The sequence below is a fragment of the Halorubrum sp. C191 genome (genome assembly GCF_002727095.1).
GTDB classification, from domain to species: Archaea; Halobacteriota; Halobacteria; order Halobacteriales; family Haloferacaceae; genus Halorubrum; species Halorubrum ezzemoulense.
The window spans coordinates 59,844-85,225 of record NZ_NHNZ01000110.1 but is presented as its reverse complement, the minus strand read 5'-3'; the positions used below and the strand labels follow the sequence as shown (position 1 = coordinate 85,225).

Sequence of the window (25,382 nt, the reverse complement as noted above, 5' to 3'; positions counted from 1 at the left end):
CCGACGATCGCGCCGTCGGCGACGTCGAGCAGGTCGGCGACCGTCTCCGGCGTGACGCCGCTGCCGACGAGGACGGGCGTGTCGAGGCCGTGGCGCTCGCGCTCGGCGACGACCGACCCGAGGGCGTCGGTATCGACCGCCTCGCCGGTCCCCGGCCCGGAGGCGATCACGGCGTCGGCGAGGCCGCGCTCGGCGGTGTCGGCGAACGACTCGGCCGTGTACCCCGCGGGCGTCAGCGGGGCGGAGTGTTTCACGTCGGTGTCGGCGAAGACGCCGACGTCGACGCCGAGGCGGTCGCGCAGGCGGAGCGTCTCGTGGGCGCGCCCCTGGACGATCCCCTGGTCGGTGACGCGGGCGCCGGTGTGGACGTTCACCCGGACGAAGTCGGCGCCGACCGCGGCGGCGACCGAGAGGGCGGCCTCGGCGTCGTTCCGGAGGACGTTGACCCCGAGCGGGAGGTCCGTCTCGGCGGCGACCGCGGTCGCGGCGCGGGTCACGCCGGCGACGACGTGCGGCGGGACTTCGTCGGGGTAGAAGGGGGCGTCGCCGAAGTTCTCGATCACGATCCCATCGACGCCGCCGCTGTCGAGCGCGCGCGCGTCGCTCGCGGCCCGGTCGACCGCCGCGCGCATCGCCTCGCGGCCGTCGTCGGGCGCGTTCGGGGCACCGGGAAGCGGCGGGAGGTGGACCATGCCGAGCAGCGGCGCAGCGGTGTCGAAGGTGGATTCGAACTCCATTCTCGGGGACGAGGAGGGCCTCGGACAAAAGCCTCCCCACAGCGTTTAGGCCGCCGGCCACCTGGATCCGGTCGAGATGGGAATCGACGCGACGACGACCGGCGACGGCGACGTGACGCTCGTCTTCTCGCTCGGCGCCGCGCGGTCGCTCGCCGACCCGGCCGCGGCGTTCGCCGACGCGCGCCAGTGGAGCCGCCACGTCGGCATCGTCGCGAACGAGGCGGACCGGGCCGCGCAGTTCGCGGGCGACTACGGGATCGACAACGACTACGCGCTCACGAAGTGGGACAAGTGGGGGACCCTCGCGGACATCCGCGAGCAGAGCGCCGCCCCGCGGTGCGTGTTCGTCGGCACGACCCGCGCGGACGAGCGCGTCGCCACCGAGACGGGCTACGAGTTCTTGCGCGTCGACGAGGCCGCCGAAAAGGCCGGCTGGGAGCTCTCTGACCCGAGCGCGACCGGCGCGGACGGGGGCGCCACTGACGACGAGCGCGGGAGGGGGCGCCTCGGCCGGCTGCGGCGCGCGGTACGCGAGGCGATCTCGCGGCTCCGGTAAGGCCTCGGTCCGCGCTTTTCGGTCGCCCGTCGTCCTCCGGGGTCGACCGCGGAAGGTACAAACCGTTCGTCGCCTAACGTGGGGTATGTCCTCACCGCTCGCGGACGAGCCGGTCGAACCGGCCGGCGACGACGCGGAGCCGCTCGACGGAGACGAGTGCGCCGACCACCTCGACGAACTGGGCGACGCGTGGGAGGTCGTCAACGACCACCACCTGGAGGCGAGCTACGAGTTCCCCGACTTCGAGACGGCGCTCGCGTTCACGAACGACGTGGGCGAGCTCGCCGAGGCGGAGTGGCACCACCCGGACATCTCGCTGTCGTGGGGCGAGGTCGGGATCGAGATGTGGAGCCACGAGGTCGGCGGCCTCACCCGCGCCGACTTCGTGATGGCGGCGCGGATGGACCGCCTGTACGCCGCCGACGGCGAGTGACCGCACCCGTCCTGACCTGACACATCAACAAACGGGTTTAAACCCCTCCCGGCGAAACGACGGGTAATGAGCGAGAACGTCTTCCTGGTCCCGATCGACCCGGAGAACTTCGACCGGACCGTCCGGTCCCCGGTCGATCTCACCGACTACCCCGATCGCCCCGAACCCCTCGCCGACCTCGACGAGACGCGCCTGTGGGCCGTCGACGACGACAGCGGCAACGGGTCGACGTTCGAGAAGATGGCGTCGGGCGACCTCCTGCTGTTCTACGCGGACGACGAGTACGTCGCGACCGGCCGCGTCGGCGAGGCGTTCGCGGACGAGGACCGCTGGGTGAGCGGGACCTTCTGGACCGCCTTCCCCACCACGCGGGTGTACACGGTCACCGACTTCGGCGCCGTCGCCGCGCCCAAGCGCGCAGTCAACCGGATCTTCGACTACTCGTCGTCGTACACGCCCGGCTTCATGCGCGTCGCCGACAACCGCGTGACCGCCGACCTCTCGTCGATCGAGTCCGCGCTGGAACACTACACGAAGCGGAACGCCTGAGCCCGGGCCGCACGCGACGCTCCGTCGCTCCTTCAGTTCTCGACCGAATCCGTGAGCGTCGCGTACGCCGGCTCGTACGCCGCCGCGATCCGGTCGGGATCGCCGCGGACGTCGCCGGACAGCGCCGGCAGCGAGACGGTCGCGAGCGGCTCGATCATCTCCGTCACCGCGTCGACGTGCTCCTCGCGGCTCCCCTCTCGCGGGCTCCCGGCCGCGACCGCGCGGGCCTTGGCGTAGCGGTCGCCGGCGTATAGCCGCGCGCGGCCGGGGTCGACGACGGCGACCGCGTCGGGCGCGACCGGCCCGTCGCGGGGAAGGGTCCCGGCCACGTCGGCGTACGACTCGACGACGACCGGGACTGGCGTCCGCGCGACGCGGTCCGCGAGCCGCTCGATCGCGGGGAGGTGCGCCTCGGCCATCACCTCGTTGAACGCCGGTACGTCGCGCACGCGAGTCGCCTCCGCGAGGGGGAGGCGGTCGGTCAGCGCGTCGGGGAGCAGCCCCGCCTCCTCGGCCGCGCCGTTGACGACGAAGCGCGTGCCGGACGCGGTGGTGACGCGGTCGCAGAGGAACGTGCGCTCTGCGTCGCCGAGCATGCCCGTCCGTCCCGGCGTCGGTCGCCAGAGCCGGTGGACGGGGTTGATCGATTCCGGCGTGACCGCCGAGGGCGACGGGGAATTGTCGTCGGCCGCCGCGAGCGCGCGGGTGTTCGCGGCCGCGAGGGTGCGGGCGTCCTTCCCGTAGAGTCGGGCCGCGTCGGTCGCGATCAAATAGTCGTCGTGGTCGAACCAGAGGTCGTTGCCGGCCCGGGGCTTGACGCCGACCGCGTCGCCCGCGCGGTCGGCGAGGTGGGCGACCAGCCCCGCCGAGAAGGTGGTCTTGCCGGCGTCGACGCGCGCGCCGCCGGCGACGAGGTACGTCGGCGGGTCGGATCGGTCCCCGGTCACGCCGACTCGTCGAGTTCGTCGGAGTCAGCGTCCGACTCGGCGTCGGTGTCGGACGCCCCGCTGTGGTCCTCGTCCGTGGCGAGCCCGTAGTATCCCGGGCCGTCCTCGGTCAGGGGCTCGGCGACGACCATGTCGTCGGCGTGGACCATCACCCACGGGACGGCCCAGTCGACCAGCACGGCCTCGGTGTCGGGGTCGACCTCGGCGTCCGGTTCTAACCCCTGAAGCAGGCGACCGATCTCCGGGATCGTGTACATCTGGTCCGGCTCGAACAGCTCCGCGGGCTCGTAGAAGTCGCACGGGTAGGTGGCGTCGAACGCCGACTTCGGTTCGGGCATGCGCGAGCGTACGCGACGGCGTCCGTAAACGCTGCCGATACGGTTCGAACCTCATTCCGTGGGGTGGCGCGCGCCTTCGAGTGGCCGCCGAAGGCGGCCGCGAGGAGCGCGTGCGAGGGAGTCGGCCGACTGGAGGGAGGCCGACGAGGCTGGGGCGGTGAGAGGTGCGGTGCCGTGCGGGACGGGGCTCAAACGGGCAGCCGCGCTCGCCGAATCCCAGCGACGCAAGCACCGCAGGGAGTGAGCACGGCGGACGACCGCGGAGCGCGGCGAAGCTGTGGGAGTCGAGCGCGGCTGGGGCTTCGGAGGCGTTCGTCATCGCCTCGCCGGCGACCAGTCATGACTCACACCGCCTACGCGAACCCGTCGCTCACCGGGCAACACGCTGCGAAAAAATGCGGATCTCGACGCGCGTAACGCGTCCGGAGACGCGCTTACTCGAACAGCTCGACGGCCTGCTCGTAGCGGGTGGACGGCTCGTCCCAGTCGACGACCTCAAAGAAGTTGTCGACGAACTCGCCGCGAGCCGGGCCGTAGTCGTGGTAGTAGGAGTGCTCCCAGACGTCGAGCGCGAGGATCGGGTGACCGCCCCAGACCGCGCCCTCGTCGTGGTTGTCGACCACGACGTTGCGAAGCTGATTCGAGAACGTGTCGTACACCAGCAGGGCCCAGCCGCTCGCGCTGCCCGCGGCGGCTTCGAACTCGCCCTTCCAGGCCTCGTACGAGCCGAAGTCCTCCTCGATACGGTCGGCGAGGTCTCCTTCGGGCTCGTCGCCGCCCTCCGGCGACATGTTCTGCCAGAACAGGTCGTGGAGGATGTGGCCCGACGAGTTGTGGGTCACGTCGCGGATGGCCCCGGCCGACGAGGAGAAGTCGTGGTCCTCGCGGTTGGCCTCGAGCGTCTCCTCGGCGGAGTTCCAGCCGTTGACGTACCCCTGGTGGTGGGTGTCATGGTGCCATTCGAGCACCTGTTCGGAGATGTGCGGTTCCAGCGCGTCGTAATCGTACGGCAGCGGATCGAGTTCGTAACTCATGCTTGTATCACCTATCACGAACATGTGCCGGAAACCTGTTAAAGATAATGCGGCACGTGGTACCACGCGTCACCGGACGTGAGTGTTACCGGGCGTTTCAGGCCAGCAGCGATGTGATTGCGGTTCCGGCGGTCGAAAGCGCGAGACGAGAGACCGATCCGAATCGGCTGTCGAGAGAACCGAGTAACTGAATTCGGTTTCGCGGTCGCTCACTGATTCAATCCCGCACGAAACGCGCGCAGCACGAGCTGCGCCGCGCACCTACGGTGGGACTGGGATTCGAACCGATGTGAGACGTTCACCCTCGCTCCGCTCTGGCGCTGCGACTCACAGGCTTCGAATCCCGCACGAGACGCGCGCGGCGCGAGATGCGCCGCGCACCTACGGTGGGACTGGGATTCGAACCCAGGAAGCCGTGAGGCTACCTGCTTTCAAGGCAGGCGCAATGGGCCACTCTGCCATCCCACCACACGTGACTGCTCGGCGTCGGACGACTAAGTGGTGTCGGATCCGACGCACCGGGCCCCGCCGCCGCGCACGAGACGCTCAGTCCCGAACCAATCGTTGCTCGCCGTCCTCGACGACCACGTCCAACCCCTTCTCGTGGACGAACGCGGCCGTGTAGTCCGGCACGACGCGCTCCGCGGCGAACCGCGCGCGGAGCATCGGGACCACGTCGAGGAGGTCCGCCCCGGTCTCCAGCGAGGGGGACGGCTCGACGAAGTCCACGGAGCGGTCGGCGTCGCGGCCGCGCTCCGCGAGCGTCGGCAGCGCGGGCGCCTCGAAAGCGCCGTCGAAGTCGATCGGTTCCGTGAACCCGGCGTAGTACGCCCGGCCGTCCGTCGAGGGCCCGAGGACCACTTCGGTCGTCCGGAGCTTCATCGCCGCGGAGTCGACGCTCGTCCGCGAGAGCAACGGCGCGGTCGGGGTGACGACCGCGACGGAGTCGGCGCCCTCCTCGCGTAAAAGGTGGGTGACGGTGTTGCCGGCGCGCGCGCCGAACGACGAACCGACCTGCCGCTCGAAGCGGACCTCGTCGGTGCCGCCGAGGGTGTCCGCGACGAGCGTCCGCAGCTCCGCCTCCGGACTCGTCTCCGTCCGGTGCTCGGCGGGGAGGTCCTCGTCGTCGGGATAGTTGACGAGGAGCTCGCCGCCGGAGCGGTCGACCGCGAGGACGGCGTCACGGAATTGCGCCTCGTAGAGGTCAGCCGCCTCGGCGGCGGACAGCGGCGTCGACTCGGCGATCGCGGTTCCGACGAGCCCCTCGCGGGGCGGATTCGCCAGCAGGACGACGACGGTCATACGGGATCGCGGCGCGGGAGCGCCTTCAAGTCGCCGTTTCGGTCCGAGGAAGGGGAGCCCGGACGCGCGGACCGATCTGGGAGATGCGGCGGTCGGTCAAGAGAAGTCGCGGCGCATCGCGATCTCGAACCACGGGCAGAGGCGGAGCTGCCGGTACAGCTCGGGGTTCTCGTGGAGGTGGTCGTAGTCGGCCCACAGCATCCCGCCGATCTCGTCGTCGTCCGGGTCCAAGGCGGTGTCGTCGAGGGTCACCTTCAGCACCGCACACACCTCCCACTCGACGCCCTCGTTCGGGTAGTAGCGCTTGTACTCGAACTTGTCCGTCACCCGGAGGTCGTCGTACTGGTCGGGCGAGATGCCCAGCTCCTCTTCGAGGCGCTGCTCGGTAGCGTCCTCCTGAGATTGTCCCTCGACGGGGTGGGAGGCGACCGTGCCGTCCCAGTGGCCGTCCCAGAGGCGCTTGTTCGGCGCGCGCTGGGCCAGCAGGATCCGGCCGTCCCGGTCGAAGACCAGGCAGGTGAACGCGCGGTGGCGGATCCCGTCGCCGGTGTGCGCGTCGAGTCGGTTCACCGTTCCCTGCGCGACGTCGTCCGGGTCGACAGCGATGACGTCCTGAAGCGCGTTCTCGTGGTCGGTGTCGCTCGCCTCGCCGGTCGCGTCGTCGCCGGCGGGATCCCCCGGTGCGGCCGCGTCTTCGGAACTCATGCGCGGTACGTCGCAGACCAAGGCTAATAAGGGTTCGATACGACGGTCGCCTCGCCGCGCCGGTCGTTCCGCTTTGGCCCGCCATCCGCCGATGCTACCGCCCGCCGCCCGGGGCGCTTCGACGCTCTTAACCGCGTCCCGGCGCTACTAGCCGCGGATGAGTGACCCGGCGCTCGACGTCGTCGAGTTCGTGTTGACGACGCACTTCTACACGCAGAACCGCGACCTCGACGAGAACGACCTGCCCCCGCGGTTCCGACAGGTGTTCTGGTCGGCCGACGCCGCCGAGGACGCCCCCGGCGGCGTGGAGCGACCGCTGAAGGCGACCGACGAGGCCACCCGCACCGCGACGGGCGTCGAGCGACCCTGGGACGCGGTCTCCGACCTCCTCTTCACCCAACGCACGGAGTTCTCCGGCGAGATATCGCTGACGCAGCCCGGAATGGGACTGGAGTGGTACCGCGACCACGCCGACGACGACCGGATCGCCGGGAACCCGACGCTCGTCGCCGCCTTAGAGGCCGCGGACGACCTCGATGCGCCGGTGACGCGCGAGGCGGCGAGAGACGACGTGCGGCCGGTCCAAGCCGACCGCGTCTGGATCGACGCGCTGCTCTCGCAGTACTTCGACGAGGACGAGGACGGGGAGATGCTCGACCTCGTCAACGTCCGCGCGCCCGAGGAGATCGAGACGACGCTGGCGGACCTCGTCCTGACCGGCGACCAGGAGGGCGAGATCCAGAAGATCGTCAAGGCGATCGAACACCGCGAGTACCTCGCGGAGATCGGCCTCCGCGAGATCGGAAAGCTGCTGTTCGTCGGCCCGCCCGGCACCGGAAAGACCACCGTGTCGCGCGCGCTCGCTCACGAGCTCGGGCTCCCGTTCGTCGAGGTGAAGCTCTCGATGATCACGAGCCAGTACCTCGGCGAGACGTCGAAGAACGTCGAGAAGAGCTTCGAGGTGGCCAAGCGGCTCTCGCCGTGTATCCTCTTCATCGACGAGTTCGACTCGGTGGCGAAGACGCGCCGCTCGGACGAGCACGCCGCCCTGAAGCGCGCGGTGAACACCCTGCTGAAGTCGATCGACGAGGTGTCGCTGGTCCGCGACGAGGTCCTCCTCATCGGCGCGACGAACCACCCGGACCAGCTTGACGCCGCCGCGTGGCGCCGCTTCGACGAGATCGTCAACTTCCCCAAGCCGGACCGCGACATGCGCGCGGACATCCTCCGCGTGGTGACCAAGGAGATGAAGATCGCGGACTTCGACCCCGAGGAGGTCGCCGACCGGACCACCGGCCTCACCGGGTCCGACCTCCGGATGGTGCTCCGCGAGGCCGTCCTCGGCGCGCTCACGGAGGACCGGATGACGATCACGCAGGCGGACGTGATGGAGGCGGTCGAGGACTTCGAGGAGCGCGACAACCTCAAGAACATGGACATGATCGACGGGGAGGGCGCCGAAGTCCTCGGCGAGACGGGGTCGAACGACGCCCACGACCACGCGGATCACGACCACGATCACGCCGACGAGGGGTCACCCGACCCGGCCCGCGGCGCCGAGCCGCAGGGACGGACGCAGGACTGACGCGTCGGCTTCGGTTCTGCGGTCGAGTATGAACGCCGAGTTCGCGGCGACTCAGCGCCGAACGCCGGCGACCGTATAGCCGAACCCGCGATCGACGATCCGCGGGTCGAGGCCGGCGTCGTCCATCGCGGCCGCGAGGTCGTCCGGCGCGCGGAACCGCGACTCCATCCCGATCGCGCGTTCGCCGACGGCGAGGAGCCGTCCGAGCGGGTGGTCCGGATCGAACTCCCGGACGACGAGCGCGCCGCCGGGCACGAGCGCGCGGGCTGTCTCCGCGAGCGCGGCGTCCTGATCGGGCAGGTGGTGGAACGCGTCGACGACCGTGACCGCGTCGACGCTGGCGTCCCGGAACGGGAGTCGCCCCGCGTCGCCGGCGAGGCCAGAGAGTCCGCGGACGCGCCGCGCCCGTGAGAGCATCTCGACGGAGGCGTCGACGACCGTGATGTCGGGACCGGTCAGCGCAGCCGCCGCCCGTCCGGACCCGCCGCCGACGTCGAGGAGGCGCTCGATCGGACACTCGGCGTGGGCGAGCCCCGCGGCGAGCGCCTCGCCGTCCGCCGGCGGCATCGCGAGGTCGTACAGCGGCGCTACCCGGTCGAAGAAGCCCACGTCGCCGAGTCCGTACATGAGCGGAATGAGCCCGGCGACGGATAAAGAGCCACCGACCGTGTTTAACCGCTCGACGCCGTACGACGACCTATGGAGTACGCGCTCGTCTGTCCCCCGGACGAGGGGACCACCCTGCGGCTCGATTACCGGGCCTTCGCGTACGCCGGGAAGTTCGTCGTCGGCGGGCCGGGGAAGTCGGTGATCCGGACGCCGGACGGGAGCCCGGCCGCGCCGGAGTGGGAGCCCGACGAACCGCTGCCGGAAACGGTCAACCCCGACGCGTTCGACGAGGACGTGATCGCCGCCGTCTCATTCTCCGCGGACCGCACCGACCCCTCCTGCTGTCGACTCCGCTACGTCACCGTCCACGCCGCGCGGCGCGGCGAGGGGGTCGGCCCGCGGCTCATCGGTGAGACCGTCGCCGACCTGTCCGCCGCCGGCTTCGAGCGCGTGAAGATCGCCGTGAACAACCCGTTCGCGTACGAGGCGTGCCACAAGTGCGGCTTCGCGTACACGGGGGAGCAGACGGGTATCGCCGAGTTGGAGCTGGCGCGACCGGCGGCGGCGCCCGCGGACGCAGAGCCAGAGCGGTACCGCGAGGGGCTGGAAGCGTTTCGCGAGACTGACGGGGAACTGAGTCGAGCGGAGCGCCGATTCGTCGCCGAGCGGCTGAAGCGCGGGCCTCCGGAACTCGACCGGAGCCCGCGTGACGGCGGCTAGTTGAGCGCCCAGATCGCGTAATTGAGCGCGGTCGCGAAGCAGACCCACGCGAGGTAGGGGAGGAGAAGCGCCGCCGCGCGCCGGTCGACGCGGTCGAACGCCCAGACCGTCGCGACGACCAAGGGGAGGAGGACGGCGAGGACGACGAGCCCGAGGTCGGGGCGTTCGAGCCCCCAGAAGACCGGCGACCACGTGATGTTCAGGACGAGCTGGATCCCGAACAGCGCGAGCGCCGTTCGTACGCGCCCCGCCGACGCCGCACCGTCGCGTCCGGCGAGAGAGACGAGGGCGGCCGCGGCGCCGCACAGCGCGTACAGGATCGGCCAGACGACGCCGAACGCCCAGCCGGGCGGGTAGAAGGCGGGCAGCTCCAGCGCCGCGAACCACGCGCTCTGTGTCGTGGTGAAGGGGACGCCGAGCGCGCCGATCAGGTTGACGGCGACCGCCGCGCCGGCGATGCGGAGGATGTCGCGTCGGTCCGGAAGCCGAGAGGTCGCGGTCGTCGCCATGGGCGTTCTCGACCCCGCTCGGGCTTAAATCCCGCTCAGATCGCGTCGTAGTCCTCCCGGAACGTCTCCAGCGTGGCCGCGAGCACGCCGATCACGATGGGGCCGACGAAGAGCCCGGTGAACCCGACCGAGTAGATGCCGCCGAACACGCCGAGGAGGATGACCGCGGGGTTGAGGTGCGCCTGCTGGTCGATGACGAGCGGTCGGGCGTAGTTGTCAACCATCGCGATCACCGCGACGCCGTAGACGGCGAGGAACACGCCCGCGGTCACCTGGTCGATGATCACGAGGTAGGCGGCCGCCGGCCCCCACACGAAGAAGGCCCCGATGAGGGGTAAAAGCGCCAGCACCGCCATCACGAACGTCCAGAACACCACGTTGGGGATGCCGGCGGCCCACAAGCCGAGCCCGGCGACCAGTGCTTGGAGCAGCGCGACCGAGATGTGGCCGATGACGACCCCCCGAGTCATCACGTTGACGCGGTCGACGAGGTCGGCTGTGACCTCCGCCGGCAGCGGGCTCGTCTCTCGGATCCACCCGACGAACGCCGGACCGTCGATAAGGGTGTAGTACACCAGAAAGAGCGCGAGCGACAGGCCGACCGACGCTCGGATCGCCGTGTTCAAAACACCGCTAAACCCGCCGAACAGCGTCTGGACGAGTAGTTCGCCGCCGGTCTGGAGGAGATCGCCGATCTCGGGATCCTGTCCCGTGAGCGTCGCGATTTCGGCTTCGATCGCGGCCACGTTTATCGACGTCTCGCCCGCCGCGATCGCGGTGAGGTCGCGGACGAACACCAACGTGATGTACGCAAGCGGCAAGATCACGGCGACGATGGCGGAGAGGATGAGCGTCAACGCCGACAGCATCTCGCCGAACCGCGTCGAGACGCGACGGCGGAGCCGGCGCGTGAGCCGCCGGTGGAAGGGGTAGAGGATGAACGCGAGGATCGCCGACGCGATCACGTACTCGACGAACGGGAGGATGACGAAGAGCGTGAGGAGCGAGACCGCTCCCATGAGCAGGAGGAGGAACGATTGCCCGCGGTTCATACGCCACGGTGTCCCCCGCGGATTATAAACGTGCCCGGCAGGCGGACGCGGTCGGCGGGTCTGCCGGCGAACGCGAGAGCGAAGGCGGATCTACCGACCGACCGTGACGGCGATCAGGCGCTCGCTTCGTCTTCGTCGAGGCCGGGCGCGGTCGCCGGGTCTACCTCCTCTGGCTCCTCTGCGCCGCCGCCCACTACCGTCTCGCCGTCGTCGGTCTCGACGTACACGTCGTCGGCGAAGCCGGCTAGCGCGTTCTCGTACTCCGGCTCGTCGAGCTTCCCCGGCGTCTCGGGGGCCTCGGCGAGACCCTCGGGCGGGCGGAACTCGCCCAGCGGGTCGTCGATGGTGATCCCGAAGTCGGTGAAGAAGGACTCGTACCGGCGGTAGTGCGCCTCGAGCTCGTCGCCCGGGATCTCCATCATCTCCGTCCAGCCGTGGTTGAAGAAGTCGAAGTTCGCCTGAACGTGGGTGATCTCGCGGGCCTCGGCCTCCGGGAACCCGGCCTCCAAAGCGGCGACGTAGGTGTCCATCGTCGCGTCGAAGAAGCTGTCGAGGTGATCGCGGCGCTCCTCGCGCCGGTCCTCGTCCGCCTTGTTGAGGAAGATGCTCGTGTGGAGGTCGACGAGCTTGTCGTTGGCGACGTCGCCGACGACCGGCGTGGTCAGCGCCTTCTTGGCGGCCCAGTGACGGATGTTCTGCCGGATTTTCATATCCGCGATTGGGCCGGGACGCTCTTGAATGTGTGGCGTCTCATCGGGTCGAAGCGCGACCCGGCAACCGTTTCAGCTCTCGCCGAGCGCGTACACGTCACCCGCATGGGTCGCCGCGAGGACGACGCCGTCGACGACGGTCGGGGCGGCGCGGACGCCCTGGAGGAGGACGTCGGTGTAAGAGCGCTCGCGACTCCGGAAGGACCACCGCTCTGTCCCGTCTTCGACCGCGATCGCGCGGACGGTCCGACCGTCGCCGAGGTACGCGACCCCGTCCGCGACCATCGGCGCGGTCGCGCCGGCGATCTCTTCGTCGCTCCACAGGCGCTCGCCGCCGTCGCCGACGGCGACGAGGCCGAGTTCGGTCGGAACAACCGCTCTGTCGGCCGTGACGGCGACCGATCGCCGGACGGGCCCCGGGAGGTCGTCAGTCCATTCAACGCTTCCGTCGCCGAGGTCGAGCGCGTACAGGGTCCCGGCCCGCGTTCCGATCAGGACGCGGCCGTCGGCGACGGTCGGCGTCGCGGTCGCGTCGCCGTCGACGTCGGTCGTCCACAGTTCCGCTCCCGAGGCGGCGTCGTAGGCGACGACACGAGGACCGCCCGCGCCGTAGACGACAGTTCCGTCGGCGACGGCGGGCGCGGAAGCGTACTCAGCGAGGTCGTTGCGCCACCGTTCGGTCCCGTCGCGGTCGAACGCCGCGACGGTCTGCGTCTCGTAGCCGCCTCCCACGAACACGCCGTCGGTGGTCACGGTCGGCGCCGTCGTGATCTCCGCGTCGGTCAGCCGCCGCCACCGCACCTCACCGCTCTCGGCGTCGACGGCCGCCAGTCCGCGGTCTGTCTCGCCTCCGCCGTTCCACACCGTCACGTATGCGATGCCGTCGCGAACCGCCGGCGTCGACGACCCGTCGTGACCGACCTCCGTCGACCACTGTACCTCGCCGGTCGCGAGACCGAGACGAAACAAGGTCCCCGAGAACGAGACGTACACCCGATCGCCCACGACGACCGGCTGTGAGTGGTCGTACCGGTACGGCGTCCGGCGCCAGAACACGTCGACATCGTCTTTCGGTCCCGCCTCCTCGCGGTGTCCTCCGTGCGCCGGTCCCCACTGGAACTGCGAGCGTGCGCTGTCCTCGGCGCCGTTCGTCTCGACCTCCCGGTTCAGTTCGGGGTCCGGGCGGTCGCTGTCCGATCGCTCGTCGTCGCCGCCGCGCACGTTGTCGAGACAGCCACCAACTCCGACGAACCCACCGACCGCCAAGGTGGAGAGGGCAGTTCGTCTGTTCACGCCGCAACGTCCCCGAGAGGATTATAAGTGCCTTCTGTCGCCGGCGGGGTCGAGGCTTCCGTGGTCGGAATTATTATTGTGTGTGGAGCGCAATACTAAGCCGATCATGGACGACGCTGACGACTGGGCGGCGCAGGTGGAGGCGCAGCGAGCGGCGAAGGTCGAGCAGTTCCGCGACTCGGCCCGGTCGCCGCTGCCGGTCTCGATGCGAGGCGACGCGTTCCCCGGACTAGCGTACTTCGATCCGGACCCGGCGTTCCGGTTCGTGGTCCCGCTCCACGAGCACGACGAGAAGGAGACGGTGACCGTCGAGACGACCGCCGACGGTGAGCAGACGTACAGCCGCTGGGGCGAGTTCCGCTTCGAGGTCGACGGCGAGCAGGCGACGCTTCAGGCGTACCGACCGGCCGACGGCGCGGACCGGTTCTGGGTGCCGTTCCGCGACGCGACCAGCGGCGAGGAGACGTACGGTGCCGGTCGCTACCTCGATCTGGAGCCCGACCGCGACCGCGTCGACGGCGAGTGGATCGTGGACTTCAACCTGGCGTACAACCCGACGTGCGCGTACAACCACGCCTACGAGTGCCCGCTCGTACCGACGGAGAACTGGCTCGACGTCGCGATCGAGGCCGGCGAGCGGGACTTCCCCGCGGAGCCGGCCGGCGCGGACCACTGACCGGGACGCGACTTTTTCCGCGGGCGTCCGCGATCGACCGCCCTCGCCCCGTCGCGAGAAGGCCCCGAGTACGGCGTTTCCGGCGGGCGTGCGTCTCGGCCGCACAGTGGCGGGCGCGGATGACAACCCACATTAACCGTGAATCCGAACGCCGGGATATGAGCGATTCGTACGTGATCGTCGGTGACGGTATCGCGGGCGCGTCCGCGGCCGAGACCCTCCGCGATGAAGTGCCCGACGCCGAGATCACGGTTCTCACGGACGAGGGAGAGTCCCTCTACAACCGGATCCTGATCAAGGAGTACGCGAAGGGGAAGCTCCCCGAGGCCCCGATCTCGATCCATCAGGAATCGTGGTACGACGACCACGACGTCGACCTCCGGCTCAACACGGTCGTCGTCGACATCGACATCGAGAACGACGCGGTCCACACCCACGAGGGCGAGACGTTCGAGTACGATTCCCTCCTGCTGGCCGTCGGCGGCACGCCCCAGCAGCTCCCGGTCGAGAACGCCGACGCGGAGGGGATCCACCACTTCTGGACCTTCCAGGACGCCCGCCGGATCAAAGAGAGCGTCGAGGGCGCCGAGCAGGCTGTCATCGTCGGCGCCGGACTGCTCGGCATCGACTTCGCGGCCATCTGCGGCGCGCAGGGCGTCGAGGCGAAGTACCTCATGCGCGGCGACAACTGGTGGCGCTACGCGCTCTCGGAGGAGGGCGCAGAGATCATGCACGAGGCGATGCGCGAGCGCGGCGTCGAGCCCGTCTTCGGCTCGGGCGTGGACCACTTCGAGGTCGACGACGACGGCCACGTCGAGGCCGCGGTCGACCCGAACGGCGAGCGCTACGAGTGCGACTTCGCGGGCGTCGCCATCGGGCTCGACTTCAACACCGAGCTCCTCCAAGACACGCCGCTGGAGCTCGACGACGGCATCGTCGTCGACGAGTTCATGCGAACCAACGTCGACAACGTGTTCGCCGCGGGCGACATCACGACGTTCAACGACCTCATCCTCGGCGAGCGCGCGAAGAACGGCTCGTGGGGGTCCGCGAAAGAGCAGGGGACGATCGCCGCCCGGAGCATGGTCGACTACGGCGCCGAGGAGTTCGAGTGGGTCTCCTCGTACTCGATCACGCACTTCGACTTCCCGTTCCTCTCGTTCGGCCACCCGACGCTCGGCGACGACTCCGTGGAGGCGACCACCGGCGAGAACGAGTGGCGCCGCGTCGCGCTGAAGGACGGGAAGGTCGTGGGCGGCGTGCTCATCGGCGACCTCTCGCCGCAGTCCGCCTTCAAGCAGCTGATGCGCGAGGGGCGCGACGTGAGCGGGCAGACCGACCTCCTCATGGAGCCCGGGTTCTCAGTCGACGACCTGGCGGCGACGACGGAGCAGTAGACCGCGGCGCCGCCGCGAGTTCCGGTACCTTTTGGGCCGCGAGCGCGTATTCCTCATACCGATGAGCTCCGGACGGTCCCCCGACAACGAGTTCTTCGCCGCCTTCGTCGCGGAGTGTTCGGACCCGGTGGTCTCACTCGACCGCGAGGGGACCGTCGTCTACGTCAACCCCGCGACCGAAGCGGCGTTCGGCTACGCGCCCGACGAGCTACTTGGACGCGACCTCGCCTCCGTCGTCGTGTCGGACGTGGGCGATGCGGGTAGCAGGTCGGTTCGCGACCGGCTCGCTCGGGCCGAGGGGCTCGACGAGAGCGGGAGCGTCTCGGTGCCGATCCGGCACGCCGACGGTCACACGGTGACGTTCTCCGCCCGCTTTCACGAACACGGCCCGGGTCGAGAGGGCCGCGACGGCGACGGAGACGACGACGGCAGCGGGGGCGGCGACGGCGAGCCGAGTCCGGACGACTGCGACGCGGTGTACACTGGGATCTTCCGCGACGGCGTCGAGGAGATCGGCGGGCAGCGGGCGGAGACGTTCCGCAACCTCGTCGAACACGCCGGGCACGCGATCTACGTCACCGACACCGACGGGACGATCGAGTACGTCAACCCGGCGTTCACGGACAACACCGGCTACGAGACCGCGGAGGCCCTAGGGGAGACGCCGGCGATACTCAACTCCGGCGAGATGTCCGACGAGTACTACGACGCGCTGTGGTCGACGCTCTTGGCCGGGGACGTGTGGGAAGAGGAGATCGTTGACCGGCGGCGCGACGGCACGCCGTACCACGCCCACCAGACCATCGCGCCGGTCGTCGACGACGACGGCGAGATCACGCGGTTCGTCGCCATTCAGACGGACATCACGGAACGGAAGGCCGCAACGGGGCGGTTGAAGCAGTACCGGGACATCGTCGAGCAGCTCGACGACCCTGTCCTCCTCCAGAACCGCGACGGCGAGTTCGAGCTGCTCAACGAGGCGGTGAGCGAGTTCGCCGGGATACCCCGCGAGGAGCTGTACGGCGGCGACGAGTTCGCGTTCATGGACCCGGAGGCGGCCGCCGAGGTCGACGCGCGGCGGCGGGAGGTGCTCGAAACCGAGGCGATGACCGAGTACGAGATATCGCCGACGTTCCCCGAGAGCGACCGGGCGGCGACGTTCAGCACGCAGCGGTACCCCTACTACGACGCCGACGGCGATCTGGCCGGCACGTTCGCCATCTGTCGGGACGTCACCGAGCGCAAGGAGCGCGAACGCGACTTGGAGCGGTACGAGCGCGCGATCAACGGCGCGACCGACCTCATCGCCGCGGTCGACCGCGAGGGTCGACTCCTGTTCGCGAACCCCCAGTACCGCGAGTATCACGACCTCGGCGACGGCGACGTGACGGACGTGACGCTCGCCGACATCGTCCCCGACGACGACTACCGGCGGGTCGAGCGTGAGGTGGAGAGCGCGCTCCGGGGGGAGTCGGTGGAGTACCGGACGACCCGGACGCACCCGACCCGCGGGACGCGGACGATGGACGTGCGGTACTACCCCCTCGACAGCCCCGAGAGCGAGGAGCCCGCCGGGGTCGTCGGCGTGCTTCGGGACGTGACCGACAGCGAGAACCGCGCGCGACAGCTCAGGGTCGTCGACAGAGTCCTCCAGCACAACCTCCGGAACGCGCTGACGGTCGTCCGGGGACGGGCGAAGCAGATCGCGGCGGGGGCCGTCGACCCCGCCGACGCGGCCGAGTACATCGTGTCGCGGGCCGACGACCTGCTGGAGACGAGCGAGAAGTCCCACCACATCACCGAGGTGCTGAGCGACGCGCCGGAGACCGAACCCGTCGACATCGGGCGCGTCGCCCGACAGGTGGCCGCGGAGCGGGACGAGGAGTTCCCGAACGCGACGGTCGGCGTCTCGGTGCCCGACGACGGGCACGCGACGGCGTCCGCGACGACGTGGATCTCGCGGGCGATCGACGAACTGGTCCGAAACGCGGTCGAACATCACGACCGCGACCGGCCGACCGTCGCGGTGTCGGTCGAGGCCCGGCCCGACGCGGTCGAGGTCCGCGTCGAGGACGACGGGCCGGGGTTGACCGGGATGGACCGAGACGTCCTCGTCGACGGCACGGCGGTCGACGCGCTGTACCACGGCAGCGGCCTCGGGCTGTGGCTCGTCTACTGGGTCGTTCGGCAGTCGGGCGGCTCGGCCGCCGTCGCGAGCGCGGAGCCCCGCGGTACGGCGATCACGCTCACGCTCCCCCGAGCGGACGACTGAGCCGCCGACAATCGAACCGCTGCCAACGGCGGTGGAACGTCGCGCCCGCGACGCGGGGCGAACGGCGTCGGTCGAGTCAGCGACCGCCGCGAAACGTTTATGATTAACCATGTCATACGGTACCACATGTCACTTAGAGACACCGGACGGCGGCTACGGCTGCGTCGCACCGGTCGCGTTCCGGCCGACGCGCGGGTCCGGCACTACGACGAACTGGACGACGACGAACAGGAGATCGTGCGGGAGCTAGCCGACGAGCCGCAGACGGCGCCGGAGACCGGCGACCTCGACGACGGCGACGTGGTGAAGTTCACCGATTACTATCGGGTGCGAGCGCGGTGAGACCCCCGCGGCCGCCGAGAGGACCGCGACCGGTCGGTGAGCGGCGGAGGGGGTGGCTGCGCGGAAGCGAAGTTGTTTTCGCCGGGCGGGGGTAACCTGGCGCATGGACAGCGGCGGATCCACAGACATGACGCTGGCGTTCGAGCTGAAGGCGCTGAAAGCGCTCGCGGACCCCAACGCGGTGTTCAACAACGCCCGACAGTGGACGGAGTACGTCGGCGTCGTCAGCGAGAAGCCGACCTACGTCGTCACGAACTTCACGCGGAAACACCGCGTGCGACAGGACTTCTTCTCCGGGCCGCGCGGCGTCGAGGAGAGCTTAGAGAACATCAGCGGCCAGTTCGACACGGACCGCCACGTCTTCGTCGGGATCGACGACGAGGACGAGGCGGTCGCCGAGGCGACCGACTGGGAGTTCCTTCACGTCGAGGACGCTGCCGAGGCTGCGGAGTGGACGCTCGCGACCGAGGACGAGACCGACGAGGCGCCGGAAGAGCAGGCCCGAGACGACTGGCCCTGAGCGGCGACGGGTCTCCGAGCGGACTCCGGCCCTCCGGCGGTCGCCCGGAACGGCCATGCGCGGCTCGCCGACCGGGAGATGTTTTCACGCGGGCGCCGAACGTCGGTCCATGAGCGACCACGACGACCACGGCCACAGCCACGACGACCGAGAGGATCACGGTCACGGTCATGACCACGACCACGGCCGCGACCACCATCACCACCACGACGCCGAGTCGGTCGCGGTCGCGGTCGTCACCGTGTCCTCCTCGCGGTCAGCGGACGAGGACCCGGCGGGCGACTACGTCGCGGCCGCGTTCGAGGAGGCGGGCCACGAGGTGGCTGTCCGCGAGCTGATCCCCGACGACTACGACAGCGTCCAAGGCACCGTCGACCGCCTCGCCCGCCGGAAGGACACCGACGCGGTGGTGACCACCGGCGGGACGGGCGTCACGCCGGACGACGTCACGCCGGAGGCCGTGCGAGGGCTGTTCGCGAAGCGGCTCCCCGGGTTCGGCGAGCTGTTCCGCCGGCTCTCTCACGAGGCGGTCGGCACGCGGACGATCGGGTCGCGCGCGACCGCCGGGGTCGTCTCCGCCACGCCGGTGTTCTGTCTGCCGGGCTCGGAGAACGCGGTTCAGCTCGGCGTCGACGAGATCATACTCGCCGAGGTCGGCCACCTCGTCGGCCTCGCCGGGCGGGGCCTCGACGAGGAAGGTGACGAGAAAGACGCCGACGGGCAAGCCGACGGCGACGAAGATTCGCCGAGCGACGGGGCCTGACGCCCGGACCCTCAGACCGAAGTGAGGAAGTTCCGGACGAGGTCGTGGCCCGACCCGGTCAACACGCTCTCCGGGTGGAACTGGACCGCCTCGATCGGGTGTTCGCGGTGACGGATCCCCATCACGATCGACTCGCCGTCGTGGTCCGTGGTGGCCGTCACCGCGAACGCGTCGGTGACCTCGGTCGCCGCGAGCGAGTGGTAGCGGCCGCCCCGGAACCCCTGGTCGAGCCCGCGGAACACGCCCTCGCCGTCGTGGTCGACGGGGAACGCCTTGCCGTGAACCGGCTCCGGCGCGTGCCCGACGGTCCCGCCGTACTCGTACACGGCGGCCTCCAGACCGAGGCACACGCCCAGCGTCGGCACCGTCGGCGAGAGGTCGCGCAACACCGGCATCGTCACGCCCACGTCGCGGTCGTTCTTCGGGTGGCCCGGCCCGGGACTGATGATCACCGCGTCCGGATCCGCGGCCTCGACCTCGGCGAGCGACGCGGTGTTCTTGAACACCTCGACGCCGACCGGCTCGCCGTCGATCGTCTGGTCGGAGACGTACTCGACGAGGTTGTAGGTGAACGAGTCGAAGTTGTCGACGACGACGACCTTCATCGCTCCGCCTCCGAGCCGGTGGCGATCGGGTCGGCGTCGCCGGGCTCCCGGTCGGCGTTGCCGCCCTCGTCGGCTGCGTCCTCGCGGATCCGGTCGATCGCGGTCAACACGCCGTCCATTTTCTGTTCTGTCTCCTCGTACTCCGCGGCCGGGTCGGAGTCGGCGACGAGCCCCGCGCCCGCGCGGACGCCCACGACCGACTCGTCGCCCGACTCGTCGAGCGTCGCGGTCCGGATCACGATCGCGAAGTCGGCGTCGCCGGTCCACGAGTAGTAGCCGACGCCGCCGCCGTACGCCTCCCGCGGCGTCGTTTCGAGGTCGTCGATGATCTCCATCGCGCGCACCTTCGGCGCGCCGGTGAGCGTCCCCGCGGGGAACGTCGCGCGCGTCGCGTCGAAGGCGTCCGCGTCGGCCGCGAGCGTCCCGGTCACGGTCGACTCGATGTGTTGGACGTGACTGTACTTCAGCACGTTCATGAACTCCTCGACCCGGACGGAGCCGGGCTCCGAGACGCGCCGCACGTCGTTGCGCGCGAGGTCGACGAGCATCGTGTGCTCGGCGCGCTCCTTCCCGTCGGCGAGCATCTCGCCCGCGAGCCGGCGGTCCTCGACCGGGCTGGTCCCGCGCGGACAGGTCCCTGCGATCGGGTTCGAGACGACGCGGTCGCCCTGGACGGAGACGAGCGTCTCGGGGCTCGCGCCGACGACGCTCCGGTCGTCGTGGCGCAGCACGTACATGTACGGCGAGGGGTTCACGTCGCGCAGCGCCGCGTACAGGCCGAGCGAGTCCACCTCGCCGCGGAGCTCGCGGCTGCGCGAGATCACGCCCTGGTAGATGTCGCCGTCGAGGACGTGTCGCTTGGCCGTGCGGACGGCCTCCTCGTACTCCCCGCGCGGGTCCGCGGACTCCTCGCGGACGCGCACGCCGTCGGGGTCTGGCGGGGCTGCCTCTCGCAGTTCGGCGGCGACGCGCTCGGCCTCCGCGAGGAGGTCGTCGTACACCGCGGCCGGGTCGTCGTCGACGCCGATCACCGGGGTGAACACGAGTTCGGCGCCGCCCTCCCGCTCGTCGAAGACGACGGTCCGGGTCGTGAGGGCGAACTCCGCGTCCGGGAACTCGGTCTCGGGGCGGTCGACACCGACCTCCTCTAACCAGAGGTCGTAGACCGCCTCGTACGCGAGGAAGCCGACGAACCCGCCCGAGAGGATCTGGCGGTCGGTGTCGGGGAAGCCGCGCAGGGCCACGTCGGGGAACGCGGCGCGGACGCGGTCGACCGCGTCGCCTTCGTCCGGGCCGAGGCCGGGCACGGTCGTCGCGGCCCCCGCGTCGCCGTCGAGCCCGTCGCCGAGGAACTCGGCCGCCGGGCCGAGCTCGGTCACCTCCGTGCGATCCGGGTGGACGGAGACGACCGCCTCCGGGTCGTAGCCGACGAACGAGTAGCGGGCGTGCCGGTCCGCCTTCCCGCCGTTCGTGAACGCGCCGTCAGGGTCGCTGGAGGCGACCTTCTCGCCGGACTCCAGGAGGAACCCGTACGGCCCCTCGCCGACGAGGGTCGCGTACGCGCCGAGCGGGGTCACGTCGGCGTCGAGCGACGCGGACGCGCGGACGACGACCGGCTTCTCGGCATCGGCGGCCAGATCGACGAACTCGGCCTTCGAGCGGTCGAGCGAGGGGGCCGCGTCGCTCATGCCAGCTCCATCTCCCGGCCCGCGTTGGCGACGAAGCGGGCCACCGCGTTGTGGTCCTTCCGGCCACCCTCGATCTCGACGCCCGACGCCACGTCGACCGCGAACGGGTCGGCGACGCGGACCGCCTCGGCGACGGTGTCTGCCGTGAGCCCGCCAGCGAGCACGACGGGCGTGGTGAGTCGCTCGGCGAGCTCGCCGGTCGCGCGCCAGTCGTGCGTCTCGCCGGTGCCGCCCGCGCCCGAGTCGTCCGTGGAGTCGACGACGAAGGCGTCGACCGCGCCGTCGAACTCCTCGGCGCGGGCCGGGTCGTCGGCGTCGACCGTGAGCAGCACCTTGCGCTCCGTCTCCGCGCGGATGTAGCGGAGCTCGTCGACGGTCCACTCGCCGTGGAGCTGGATCGCGTCGGGCGCGGTCGTGCGGGCGAGCTCGACCGCGCGCTCGGCGGACTCGGGCATCGTCACGAGCGTCGCGGTGACGAACGCGGGCACGTCCGCGAGCAGCTCCGCCGCCTCGGCGGGGTCGACCTCGCGCGGCGAGTCGACCGGCACCTCCGTGATCACGCCCACCGCGTCGGCCCCCGCGTCGACCGCGGCGCGGAGGTCGGCCTCGCGCGTGATCCCGCAGATCTTCACCCGCGCCATCAGTCGTCGTCCTCCGCGGTCGTCGCGCCGTCCGCCGCTCCGCTCGTCCCCGCGTCAGCCGGGGGCGCCTCGTCGCCGTCGCAGAGGGCCGCGAACTTCTCGGCGGCCGCGCCGGAGTCGATCGCCTCCGCGGCGCGCTCGACGCCCGCGGCGAGGGTCTCGGCCTCGCCAGCGACGTAGACGGCTGCGCCCGCGTTCGCGAGGATCAGGTCGCGCTTCGGACCGGTGACCGAGCCGTCGACGATCCCGCGCAGGTCCGCGGCGTTCTCCGCGGGCGTCCCGCCGGCGACCGCCTCGATCGGGGCGCGGTCGAGCCCGAGGTCGGCGGGCTCGATCGTGAACTCCGTCACGTCCTCGCCGTCGACCTCGGCCGCGACCGTCTCGGAATGGATTCCGATCTCATCCATGCCCGCGCCGTGGACGACGAGCGCGCGCTCGACGGGCATGTGCGCCAGCGACCGCGCGATGACGGGGACGAGGTCGGGGTCGTACACGCCGAGCACCTGCGCGTCGGCGCCGGCGGGATTGGTGAGCGGGCCGAGGACGTTGAAGATCGTCCGCATCCCCAGTTCCTTGCGCGGACCGATGACGGCCTTCATCGCCGGGTGGAAGACGGGCGCGAGCATGAAGCCGATCCCGTCGTCCTCGATCGCCGCCTCGACGGCTGGCGGCTCCGCATCGACGTCGGCCCCCGCGACCTCCAGCACGTCCGCGCTGCCCGAGGAGGAGGAGACCGAGTAGTTGCCGTGCTTGGCGATCGGGACGCCCGCGCCAGCGGCGACGACGGCGGCGGTCGTCGACACGTTGATCGTGTCGTGGTCGTCGCCGCCGGTGCCGCAGGTGTCGACGAGCGGCTCGCGGTCGGGCTCGATCGTGCGCGCCGCGTCGCGCATCCCCTGCGCGAACCCGGCGATCTCGGCCTCGGTCTCGCCCTTCGCCCGGAGCGCGGCGAGCAGCGCCCCGATCTGGGCCTCCGTCGCCTCCTCGAAGACGAGCCGCGCGGCCTCGCGCGCCTCCTCTACGGTCAGATCCTCCCCGTCCGTCACGCGCTCGACCGTGTCGTTGAGATTCATTGTGTCCACCGATGTAGTATTCCGCGTTATGATGTACAAGTATGTACACTGTTTTAACGCTGTCGCCGAGACGTGAGACGGTAACACGCAGTCAACGGGGCCGAGAACGGCGAAAACGGGCCTTTGTCGTAGCAACGACGGCGGTCGGCGCCTACTCCGCGTCGAGGGCGGTCGACCCGTCGGCCTCGACGACGACGACGGGGACCTCGGCGTCGCCGACGACCGTGTCGGTCGTGGAGCCGAACACGAACCGGCCGACGGTACCCGTCGTCGGCGCGCCCACGACGACCAGGTCGTAGTACGCGGACTGCTCGACGACCGCGCCCGCCGCGGTCCGGTCCTCGACGAGCCACCGGTCGGCGCGGTCGAACCCGGTGAGCCGGTCCTCGGCCGCGTCGAGGAGTCGTTCCCCCGCCGCGGCGTAGTCGGCGTCGGCCGCGCCGGCGGGGGCGACGGTCCCGGAGGCGTCGTCGTCGGGTGCCGCGTCGGCGAGCGCCGCGTCGGAGGGCACGACGTGGAACAGTTCGAGCCACGCGTCCGTGGCGTCCGCGATCTCCCGGGCGACGTCGACGGTGGCTCCGGAGTGCGGCCCGGCCCCGACGGCGACGAGGACCGAAGAGACCCGGTCGGGTCGCTCCGCGCGGTCGGCACCGTTCAGCGATACGTCGGCGGCGGTCGGAACCGCCCCCGCGTCGTCGACGGCGGGGCGGATCACGGGGTCGCCCACCGCGGGCGAGCCCGCGCGACCGGCGTCGCCGGCCGCGGTCGAACCGTTCGACTCGCCGCCGGAGGCGCCGTTTCGGGTGCCACCCTCTCGGGCGTTTCCGCCGTCGGCGTCGCTCCCGTTCATATTCGAACGTCTGACGCTCGTCAGATAAATCCCGTTGATTCCGCGTCCGCGGCCGGCTCGGTACGGTGCGTCGGGGCCCCCGACCGGAGCGGGCGGCGCCGGATCGGATCGACCGGACCGGACGAGATGCGACGGCATCGGCCGGGCCTCGGAGCGCGCTACTCCCGGAAGAACTCGTCGCGCTCGAACGGCTCGTCTTCGCCCTCCACCGCGAGGACGTCGAGCGCGGTCACCTCGGCGCCGACGCCGAGCAGGCCCGCGAGGCTCGGCTCGGTCCGGCCCTCGTCGCCGGAGATCAGCTCCTTGATGTAGAGGCCCCCCTCGCCGCGGATCTCGACGGTCGCGTGACGCGCGTCGTCGAGATCGGCCGTCGCTTCGGACACGTCGCGCTCGCGCGTGATGCTCGCGCGGCGGTGGTCGACCCGGTTCGGCGTGTACTGCTCGACGGTCGCCCCCTCCAGCGTGGCGACCGCGTCCGCGAGGGCGTCGGCGTCCACGTCGGCGTCGAACGTCACCGCGGCGCGGTACCGCTTCGCGGCGTCGTGCTCCTTGACGCGCTCGACCATCTCGTAGGTCGCGAGGCGGAGCCCCTCCACCTCGACCGCGCCGTCGGCGAAGGCGTTGATGTCCGACTGGAGGCGGTCGGTGTCGACCCGGCGACGGCGCGGCTCCTCCACCTCGACCACGAACGGGCGGCCGGTGCCGAGCATGAGCGCGTCGACGTCCTCGCGGCCCGCGCCGTGGAACGTCGCCTCCGTCCCGTCCATCACGTCCTCGACGACCGGCGCGGTGTACTCCTCGACGCTGTCGTCGTACAGGTAGCCGGAGCCGCCGCAGTGGTCGCAGGGGTCGGCCCCTTGCCGCCCGGAGCCCTTACACTCGCGACAGGGCCACTCGGTCTGGGGGATGTCCCGCTCCAGTTTCCTGTAGCGGCCGTAGACGAACGTGGAGTTCACCTTCGCGTCGATCTCGTCTTCGGCCAAGTCGATCGTGAACTGGATGTCGGGGCGGTCGAAGGAGACCTCGACGCCCGTGAGCCGCCCGAACCGCTTGCCGACCTCGCGGTTGAACTCCGACTTGAACGGCTCGCCCGCGTCCTCGTCGAGGCCGGCGTCGGCGCGGAGCAGCGCCTCGTTCTCCTCGATCAGCGGTGGCGGGCGCGTGCCGACGTTGTAGGTGGCGAACTCGACGCCCTCGACCGCCTCGGCGGCGCGGTCGGCCCAGTCGTCGAACGCGGCGCAGCGACCCTCGCACACCCAGCAGTCCGCGGTGTCGACCGCTTCGTGGTCCTCGTCGTCGCGCAACGCCAGCGACACGCGGAGCGCCGAGCCCCGGTCGGCGTTCGACAACCCGAAGCTCCGGTCGGCGACGAGCCGGCCGAGGCAGGCGTCGCACACCGGCCCGGTCTCTGTCGCGCGGGCCGCGACGTCGAGTACGTCCATACGCTCACCAGCGCGCCGCGTGGTAATTGTCTTA

Annotated in this window: 28 protein-coding genes and 1 tRNA gene; 11 read left to right on the top strand and 18 right to left on the bottom strand. The window is 70.7% G+C overall.

The genetic code is table 11. The features are described 5' to 3' along the window. Nucleotides 1–737: BtpA/SgcQ family protein (locus Z052_RS11205; RefSeq protein WP_099289020.1), on the bottom strand; the 737-nt coding region annotated here is incomplete at its 3' end. Between the two features lie 76 nt (nt 738–813). On the opposite strand from Z052_RS11205, the gene Z052_RS11200 reads away from it, so the two are divergent. The 3 genes from Z052_RS11200 (at nt 814) to Z052_RS11190 (ending at nt 2,275) form a co-directional block, all read left to right on the top strand. Next, on the top strand, nt 814–1,293 hold the full coding sequence (locus Z052_RS11200) for a hypothetical protein (protein ID WP_094519518.1): 480 nt from the start codon (nt 814–816) through the stop codon (nt 1,291–1,293). Between the two features lie 85 nt (nt 1,294–1,378). Next, nucleotides 1,379–1,726, top strand: coding sequence for a 4a-hydroxytetrahydrobiopterin dehydratase (locus Z052_RS11195; protein WP_049929769.1), 348 nt, complete (start codon nt 1,379–1,381; stop codon nt 1,724–1,726). A 66-nt stretch (nt 1,727–1,792) separates the two neighbouring features. Then, complete coding sequence (locus tag Z052_RS11190) at nt 1,793–2,275, top strand: hypothetical protein (RefSeq protein WP_094519519.1); 483 nt, start codon at nt 1,793–1,795, stop codon at nt 2,273–2,275. 32 nt (nt 2,276–2,307) lie between these two features. On the opposite strand, the gene Z052_RS11185 is transcribed toward Z052_RS11190, so the two are convergent. From Z052_RS11185 to idi, 6 genes are all read right to left on the bottom strand, one after another. Then, on the bottom strand, nt 2,308–3,222 hold the full coding sequence (locus Z052_RS11185) for an ATPase (protein ID WP_094519520.1): 915 nt from the start codon (nt 3,220–3,222) through the stop codon (nt 2,308–2,310). Then, a complete protein-coding gene (locus Z052_RS11180; RefSeq protein WP_049929775.1) occupies nt 3,219–3,560 on the bottom strand; it encodes a DUF5827 family protein in 342 nt (113 codons plus the stop codon). Before Z052_RS11180 ends, Z052_RS11185 begins: the two co-directional genes overlap by 4 nt. Nucleotides 3,561–3,994: 434 nt before the next feature. Beyond that, entirely contained in the window at nt 3,995–4,594 is a 600-nt protein-coding gene (sod, locus tag Z052_RS11175) for a superoxide dismutase (RefSeq protein WP_049929776.1), read from the bottom strand. Between the two features lie 384 nt (nt 4,595–4,978). Beyond that, a tRNA-Ser gene (locus Z052_RS11170) sits at nt 4,979–5,062 on the bottom strand. Between the two features lie 78 nt (nt 5,063–5,140). Then, the gene (locus tag Z052_RS11165) at nt 5,141–5,896 is read right to left on the bottom strand and encodes a DUF2064 domain-containing protein (RefSeq protein ID WP_049929778.1); all 756 of its coding nucleotides are present in this window, start codon (nt 5,894–5,896) and stop codon (nt 5,141–5,143) included. 96 nt (nt 5,897–5,992) lie between these two features. Then, nucleotides 5,993–6,601, bottom strand: coding sequence for an isopentenyl-diphosphate Delta-isomerase (gene idi / locus Z052_RS11160; RefSeq protein ID WP_049929779.1), 609 nt, complete (start codon nt 6,599–6,601; stop codon nt 5,993–5,995). A 157-nt stretch (nt 6,602–6,758) separates the two neighbouring features. Here idi and Z052_RS11155 point away from each other — a divergent pair, with 157 nt between their 5' ends. Then, nucleotides 6,759–8,186, top strand: a complete 1,428-nt coding sequence (locus tag Z052_RS11155) for an ATP-binding protein (protein ID WP_086216548.1) — start codon at nt 6,759–6,761, stop codon at nt 8,184–8,186. Between the two features lie 51 nt (nt 8,187–8,237). Here Z052_RS11155 and Z052_RS11150 read toward each other — a convergent pair whose 3' ends face one another. Further along, entirely contained in the window at nt 8,238–8,813 is a 576-nt protein-coding gene (locus tag Z052_RS11150; RefSeq protein ID WP_049929783.1) for a class I SAM-dependent methyltransferase, read from the bottom strand. Between the two features lie 72 nt (nt 8,814–8,885). Between Z052_RS11150 and Z052_RS11145 the strand changes: the two genes are divergently transcribed. Then, nucleotides 8,886–9,515: a GNAT family N-acetyltransferase gene (locus tag Z052_RS11145; RefSeq protein ID WP_049929784.1), complete on the top strand. Its 630-nt coding sequence runs from the start codon at nt 8,886–8,888 to the stop codon at nt 9,513–9,515. Here Z052_RS11145 and Z052_RS11140 read toward each other — a convergent pair. The 4 genes from Z052_RS11140 to Z052_RS11125 all read right to left on the bottom strand — a co-directional run bounded on the left by Z052_RS11140 (nt 9,512) and on the right by Z052_RS11125 (nt 13,079). After that, the gene (locus Z052_RS11140; RefSeq protein ID WP_099289019.1) at nt 9,512–10,024 is read right to left on the bottom strand and encodes a TspO/MBR family protein; all 513 of its coding nucleotides are present in this window, start codon (nt 10,022–10,024) and stop codon (nt 9,512–9,514) included. The genes Z052_RS11145 and Z052_RS11140 overlap by 4 nt on opposite strands. A gap of 35 nt (nt 10,025–10,059) precedes the next feature. Beyond that, the gene (locus Z052_RS11135; protein WP_086216545.1) at nt 10,060–11,076 is read right to left on the bottom strand and encodes an AI-2E family transporter; all 1,017 of its coding nucleotides are present in this window, start codon (nt 11,074–11,076) and stop codon (nt 10,060–10,062) included. 113 nt (nt 11,077–11,189) lie between these two features. Continuing rightward, nucleotides 11,190–11,786, bottom strand: a complete 597-nt coding sequence (locus tag Z052_RS11130) for a DUF6149 family protein (protein ID WP_049929791.1) — start codon at nt 11,784–11,786, stop codon at nt 11,190–11,192. A gap of 72 nt (nt 11,787–11,858) precedes the next feature. Further along, complete coding sequence (locus Z052_RS11125; RefSeq protein WP_241897928.1) at nt 11,859–13,079, bottom strand: PQQ-binding-like beta-propeller repeat protein; 1,221 nt, start codon at nt 13,077–13,079, stop codon at nt 11,859–11,861. Between the two features lie 106 nt (nt 13,080–13,185). Between Z052_RS11125 and Z052_RS11120 the strand changes: the two genes are divergently transcribed. From Z052_RS11120 to Z052_RS11095, 6 genes are all read left to right on the top strand, one after another. Then, the gene (locus Z052_RS11120; RefSeq protein ID WP_049929795.1) at nt 13,186–13,755 is read left to right on the top strand and encodes a DUF1684 domain-containing protein; all 570 of its coding nucleotides are present in this window, start codon (nt 13,186–13,188) and stop codon (nt 13,753–13,755) included. Nucleotides 13,756–13,913: 158 nt separating this feature from the next. Further along, the gene (locus Z052_RS11115) at nt 13,914–15,152 is read left to right on the top strand and encodes an NAD(P)/FAD-dependent oxidoreductase (protein ID WP_049929797.1); all 1,239 of its coding nucleotides are present in this window, start codon (nt 13,914–13,916) and stop codon (nt 15,150–15,152) included. Nucleotides 15,153–15,213: 61 nt separating this feature from the next. Beyond that, nucleotides 15,214–17,424 (top strand): PAS domain S-box protein, encoded by a 2,211-nt coding sequence (locus Z052_RS11110; RefSeq protein WP_094519522.1) that lies wholly within the window; start codon nt 15,214–15,216, stop codon nt 17,422–17,424. 126 nt (nt 17,425–17,550) lie between these two features. After that, the gene (locus tag Z052_RS11105; RefSeq protein WP_049929801.1) at nt 17,551–17,766 is read left to right on the top strand and encodes a hypothetical protein; all 216 of its coding nucleotides are present in this window, start codon (nt 17,551–17,553) and stop codon (nt 17,764–17,766) included. A 103-nt stretch (nt 17,767–17,869) separates the two neighbouring features. Further along, nucleotides 17,870–18,286, top strand: a complete 417-nt coding sequence (locus Z052_RS11100; protein WP_049929803.1) for a hypothetical protein — start codon at nt 17,870–17,872, stop codon at nt 18,284–18,286. A gap of 109 nt (nt 18,287–18,395) precedes the next feature. Then, nucleotides 18,396–19,049: a molybdenum cofactor biosynthesis protein B gene (locus tag Z052_RS11095; protein WP_049929805.1), complete on the top strand. Its 654-nt coding sequence runs from the start codon at nt 18,396–18,398 to the stop codon at nt 19,047–19,049. Nucleotides 19,050–19,060: 11 nt separating this feature from the next. Here Z052_RS11095 and trpG read toward each other — a convergent pair whose 3' ends face one another. From trpG to Z052_RS11065, 6 genes are all read right to left on the bottom strand, one after another. Then, a complete protein-coding gene (gene trpG, locus Z052_RS11090) occupies nt 19,061–19,654 on the bottom strand; it encodes an anthranilate synthase component II (RefSeq protein ID WP_086219379.1) in 594 nt (197 codons plus the stop codon). Then, nucleotides 19,651–21,342, bottom strand: coding sequence for an anthranilate synthase component I (gene trpE / locus Z052_RS11085; protein ID WP_094519523.1), 1,692 nt, complete (start codon nt 21,340–21,342; stop codon nt 19,651–19,653). The genes trpG and trpE overlap by 4 nt, the downstream gene beginning before the upstream one ends. Next, nucleotides 21,339–21,983 carry a phosphoribosylanthranilate isomerase gene (locus tag Z052_RS11080; RefSeq protein WP_086219377.1) on the bottom strand — a complete coding sequence of 215 codons (645 nt, stop codon included), beginning with the start codon at nt 21,981–21,983 and terminating at the stop codon, nt 21,339–21,341. Before Z052_RS11080 ends, trpE begins: the two co-directional genes overlap by 4 nt. Continuing rightward, nucleotides 21,983–23,056, bottom strand: coding sequence for an anthranilate phosphoribosyltransferase (trpD, locus tag Z052_RS11075; protein ID WP_094519524.1), 1,074 nt, complete (start codon nt 23,054–23,056; stop codon nt 21,983–21,985). Before trpD ends, Z052_RS11080 begins: the two co-directional genes overlap by 1 nt. Nucleotides 23,057–23,207: 151 nt before the next feature. Further along, nucleotides 23,208–23,906: a universal stress protein gene (locus Z052_RS11070; protein WP_086215715.1), complete on the bottom strand. Its 699-nt coding sequence runs from the start codon at nt 23,904–23,906 to the stop codon at nt 23,208–23,210. A 158-nt stretch (nt 23,907–24,064) separates the two neighbouring features. Then, nucleotides 24,065–25,348, bottom strand: a complete 1,284-nt coding sequence (locus tag Z052_RS11065; protein ID WP_094519525.1) for a tRNA pseudouridine(54/55) synthase Pus10 — start codon at nt 25,346–25,348, stop codon at nt 24,065–24,067. Nucleotides 25,349–25,382: the final 34 nt, after the last annotated feature.

Coding starts and splice junctions, on each gene's coding strand:
- Z052_RS11200 (WP_094519518.1), top strand. CDS start 814: ATGGGAATCGACGCGACGACGACCGGCGACGGCGACGTGACGCTCGTC.
- Z052_RS11195 (WP_049929769.1), top strand. CDS start 1,379: ATGTCCTCACCGCTCGCGGACGAGCCGGTCGAACCGGCCGGCGACGAC.
- Z052_RS11190 (WP_094519519.1), top strand. CDS start 1,793: ATGAGCGAGAACGTCTTCCTGGTCCCGATCGACCCGGAGAACTTCGAC.
- Z052_RS11180 (WP_049929775.1), bottom strand. CDS start 3,560: ATGCCCGAACCGAAGTCGGCGTTCGACGCCACCTACCCGTGCGACTTC.
- sod (WP_049929776.1), bottom strand. CDS start 4,594: ATGAGTTACGAACTCGATCCGCTGCCGTACGATTACGACGCGCTGGAA.
- Z052_RS11165 (WP_049929778.1), bottom strand. CDS start 5,896: ATGACCGTCGTCGTCCTGCTGGCGAATCCGCCCCGCGAGGGGCTCGTC.
- idi (WP_049929779.1), bottom strand. CDS start 6,601: ATGAGTTCCGAAGACGCGGCCGCACCGGGGGATCCCGCCGGCGACGAC.
- Z052_RS11155 (WP_086216548.1), top strand. CDS start 6,759: ATGAGTGACCCGGCGCTCGACGTCGTCGAGTTCGTGTTGACGACGCAC.
- Z052_RS11150 (WP_049929783.1), bottom strand. CDS start 8,813: ATGTACGGACTCGGCGACGTGGGCTTCTTCGACCGGGTAGCGCCGCTG.
- Z052_RS11145 (WP_049929784.1), top strand. CDS start 8,886: ATGGAGTACGCGCTCGTCTGTCCCCCGGACGAGGGGACCACCCTGCGG.
- Z052_RS11140 (WP_099289019.1), bottom strand. CDS start 10,024: ATGGCGACGACCGCGACCTCTCGGCTTCCGGACCGACGCGACATCCTC.
- Z052_RS11135 (WP_086216545.1), bottom strand. CDS start 11,076: ATGAACCGCGGGCAATCGTTCCTCCTCCTGCTCATGGGAGCGGTCTCG.
- Z052_RS11130 (WP_049929791.1), bottom strand. CDS start 11,786: ATGAAAATCCGGCAGAACATCCGTCACTGGGCCGCCAAGAAGGCGCTG.
- Z052_RS11120 (WP_049929795.1), top strand. CDS start 13,186: ATGGACGACGCTGACGACTGGGCGGCGCAGGTGGAGGCGCAGCGAGCG.
- Z052_RS11115 (WP_049929797.1), top strand. CDS start 13,914: ATGAGCGATTCGTACGTGATCGTCGGTGACGGTATCGCGGGCGCGTCC.
- Z052_RS11110 (WP_094519522.1), top strand. CDS start 15,214: ATGAGCTCCGGACGGTCCCCCGACAACGAGTTCTTCGCCGCCTTCGTC.
- Z052_RS11105 (WP_049929801.1), top strand. CDS start 17,551: ATGTCACTTAGAGACACCGGACGGCGGCTACGGCTGCGTCGCACCGGT.
- Z052_RS11100 (WP_049929803.1), top strand. CDS start 17,870: ATGGACAGCGGCGGATCCACAGACATGACGCTGGCGTTCGAGCTGAAG.
- Z052_RS11095 (WP_049929805.1), top strand. CDS start 18,396: ATGAGCGACCACGACGACCACGGCCACAGCCACGACGACCGAGAGGAT.
- trpG (WP_086219379.1), bottom strand. CDS start 19,654: ATGAAGGTCGTCGTCGTCGACAACTTCGACTCGTTCACCTACAACCTC.
- trpE (WP_094519523.1), bottom strand. CDS start 21,342: ATGAGCGACGCGGCCCCCTCGCTCGACCGCTCGAAGGCCGAGTTCGTC.
- Z052_RS11080 (WP_086219377.1), bottom strand. CDS start 21,983: ATGGCGCGGGTGAAGATCTGCGGGATCACGCGCGAGGCCGACCTCCGC.
- trpD (WP_094519524.1), bottom strand. CDS start 23,056: ATGAATCTCAACGACACGGTCGAGCGCGTGACGGACGGGGAGGATCTG.
- Z052_RS11070 (WP_086215715.1), bottom strand. CDS start 23,906: ATGAACGGGAGCGACGCCGACGGCGGAAACGCCCGAGAGGGTGGCACC.
- Z052_RS11065 (WP_094519525.1), bottom strand. CDS start 25,348: ATGGACGTACTCGACGTCGCGGCCCGCGCGACAGAGACCGGGCCGGTG.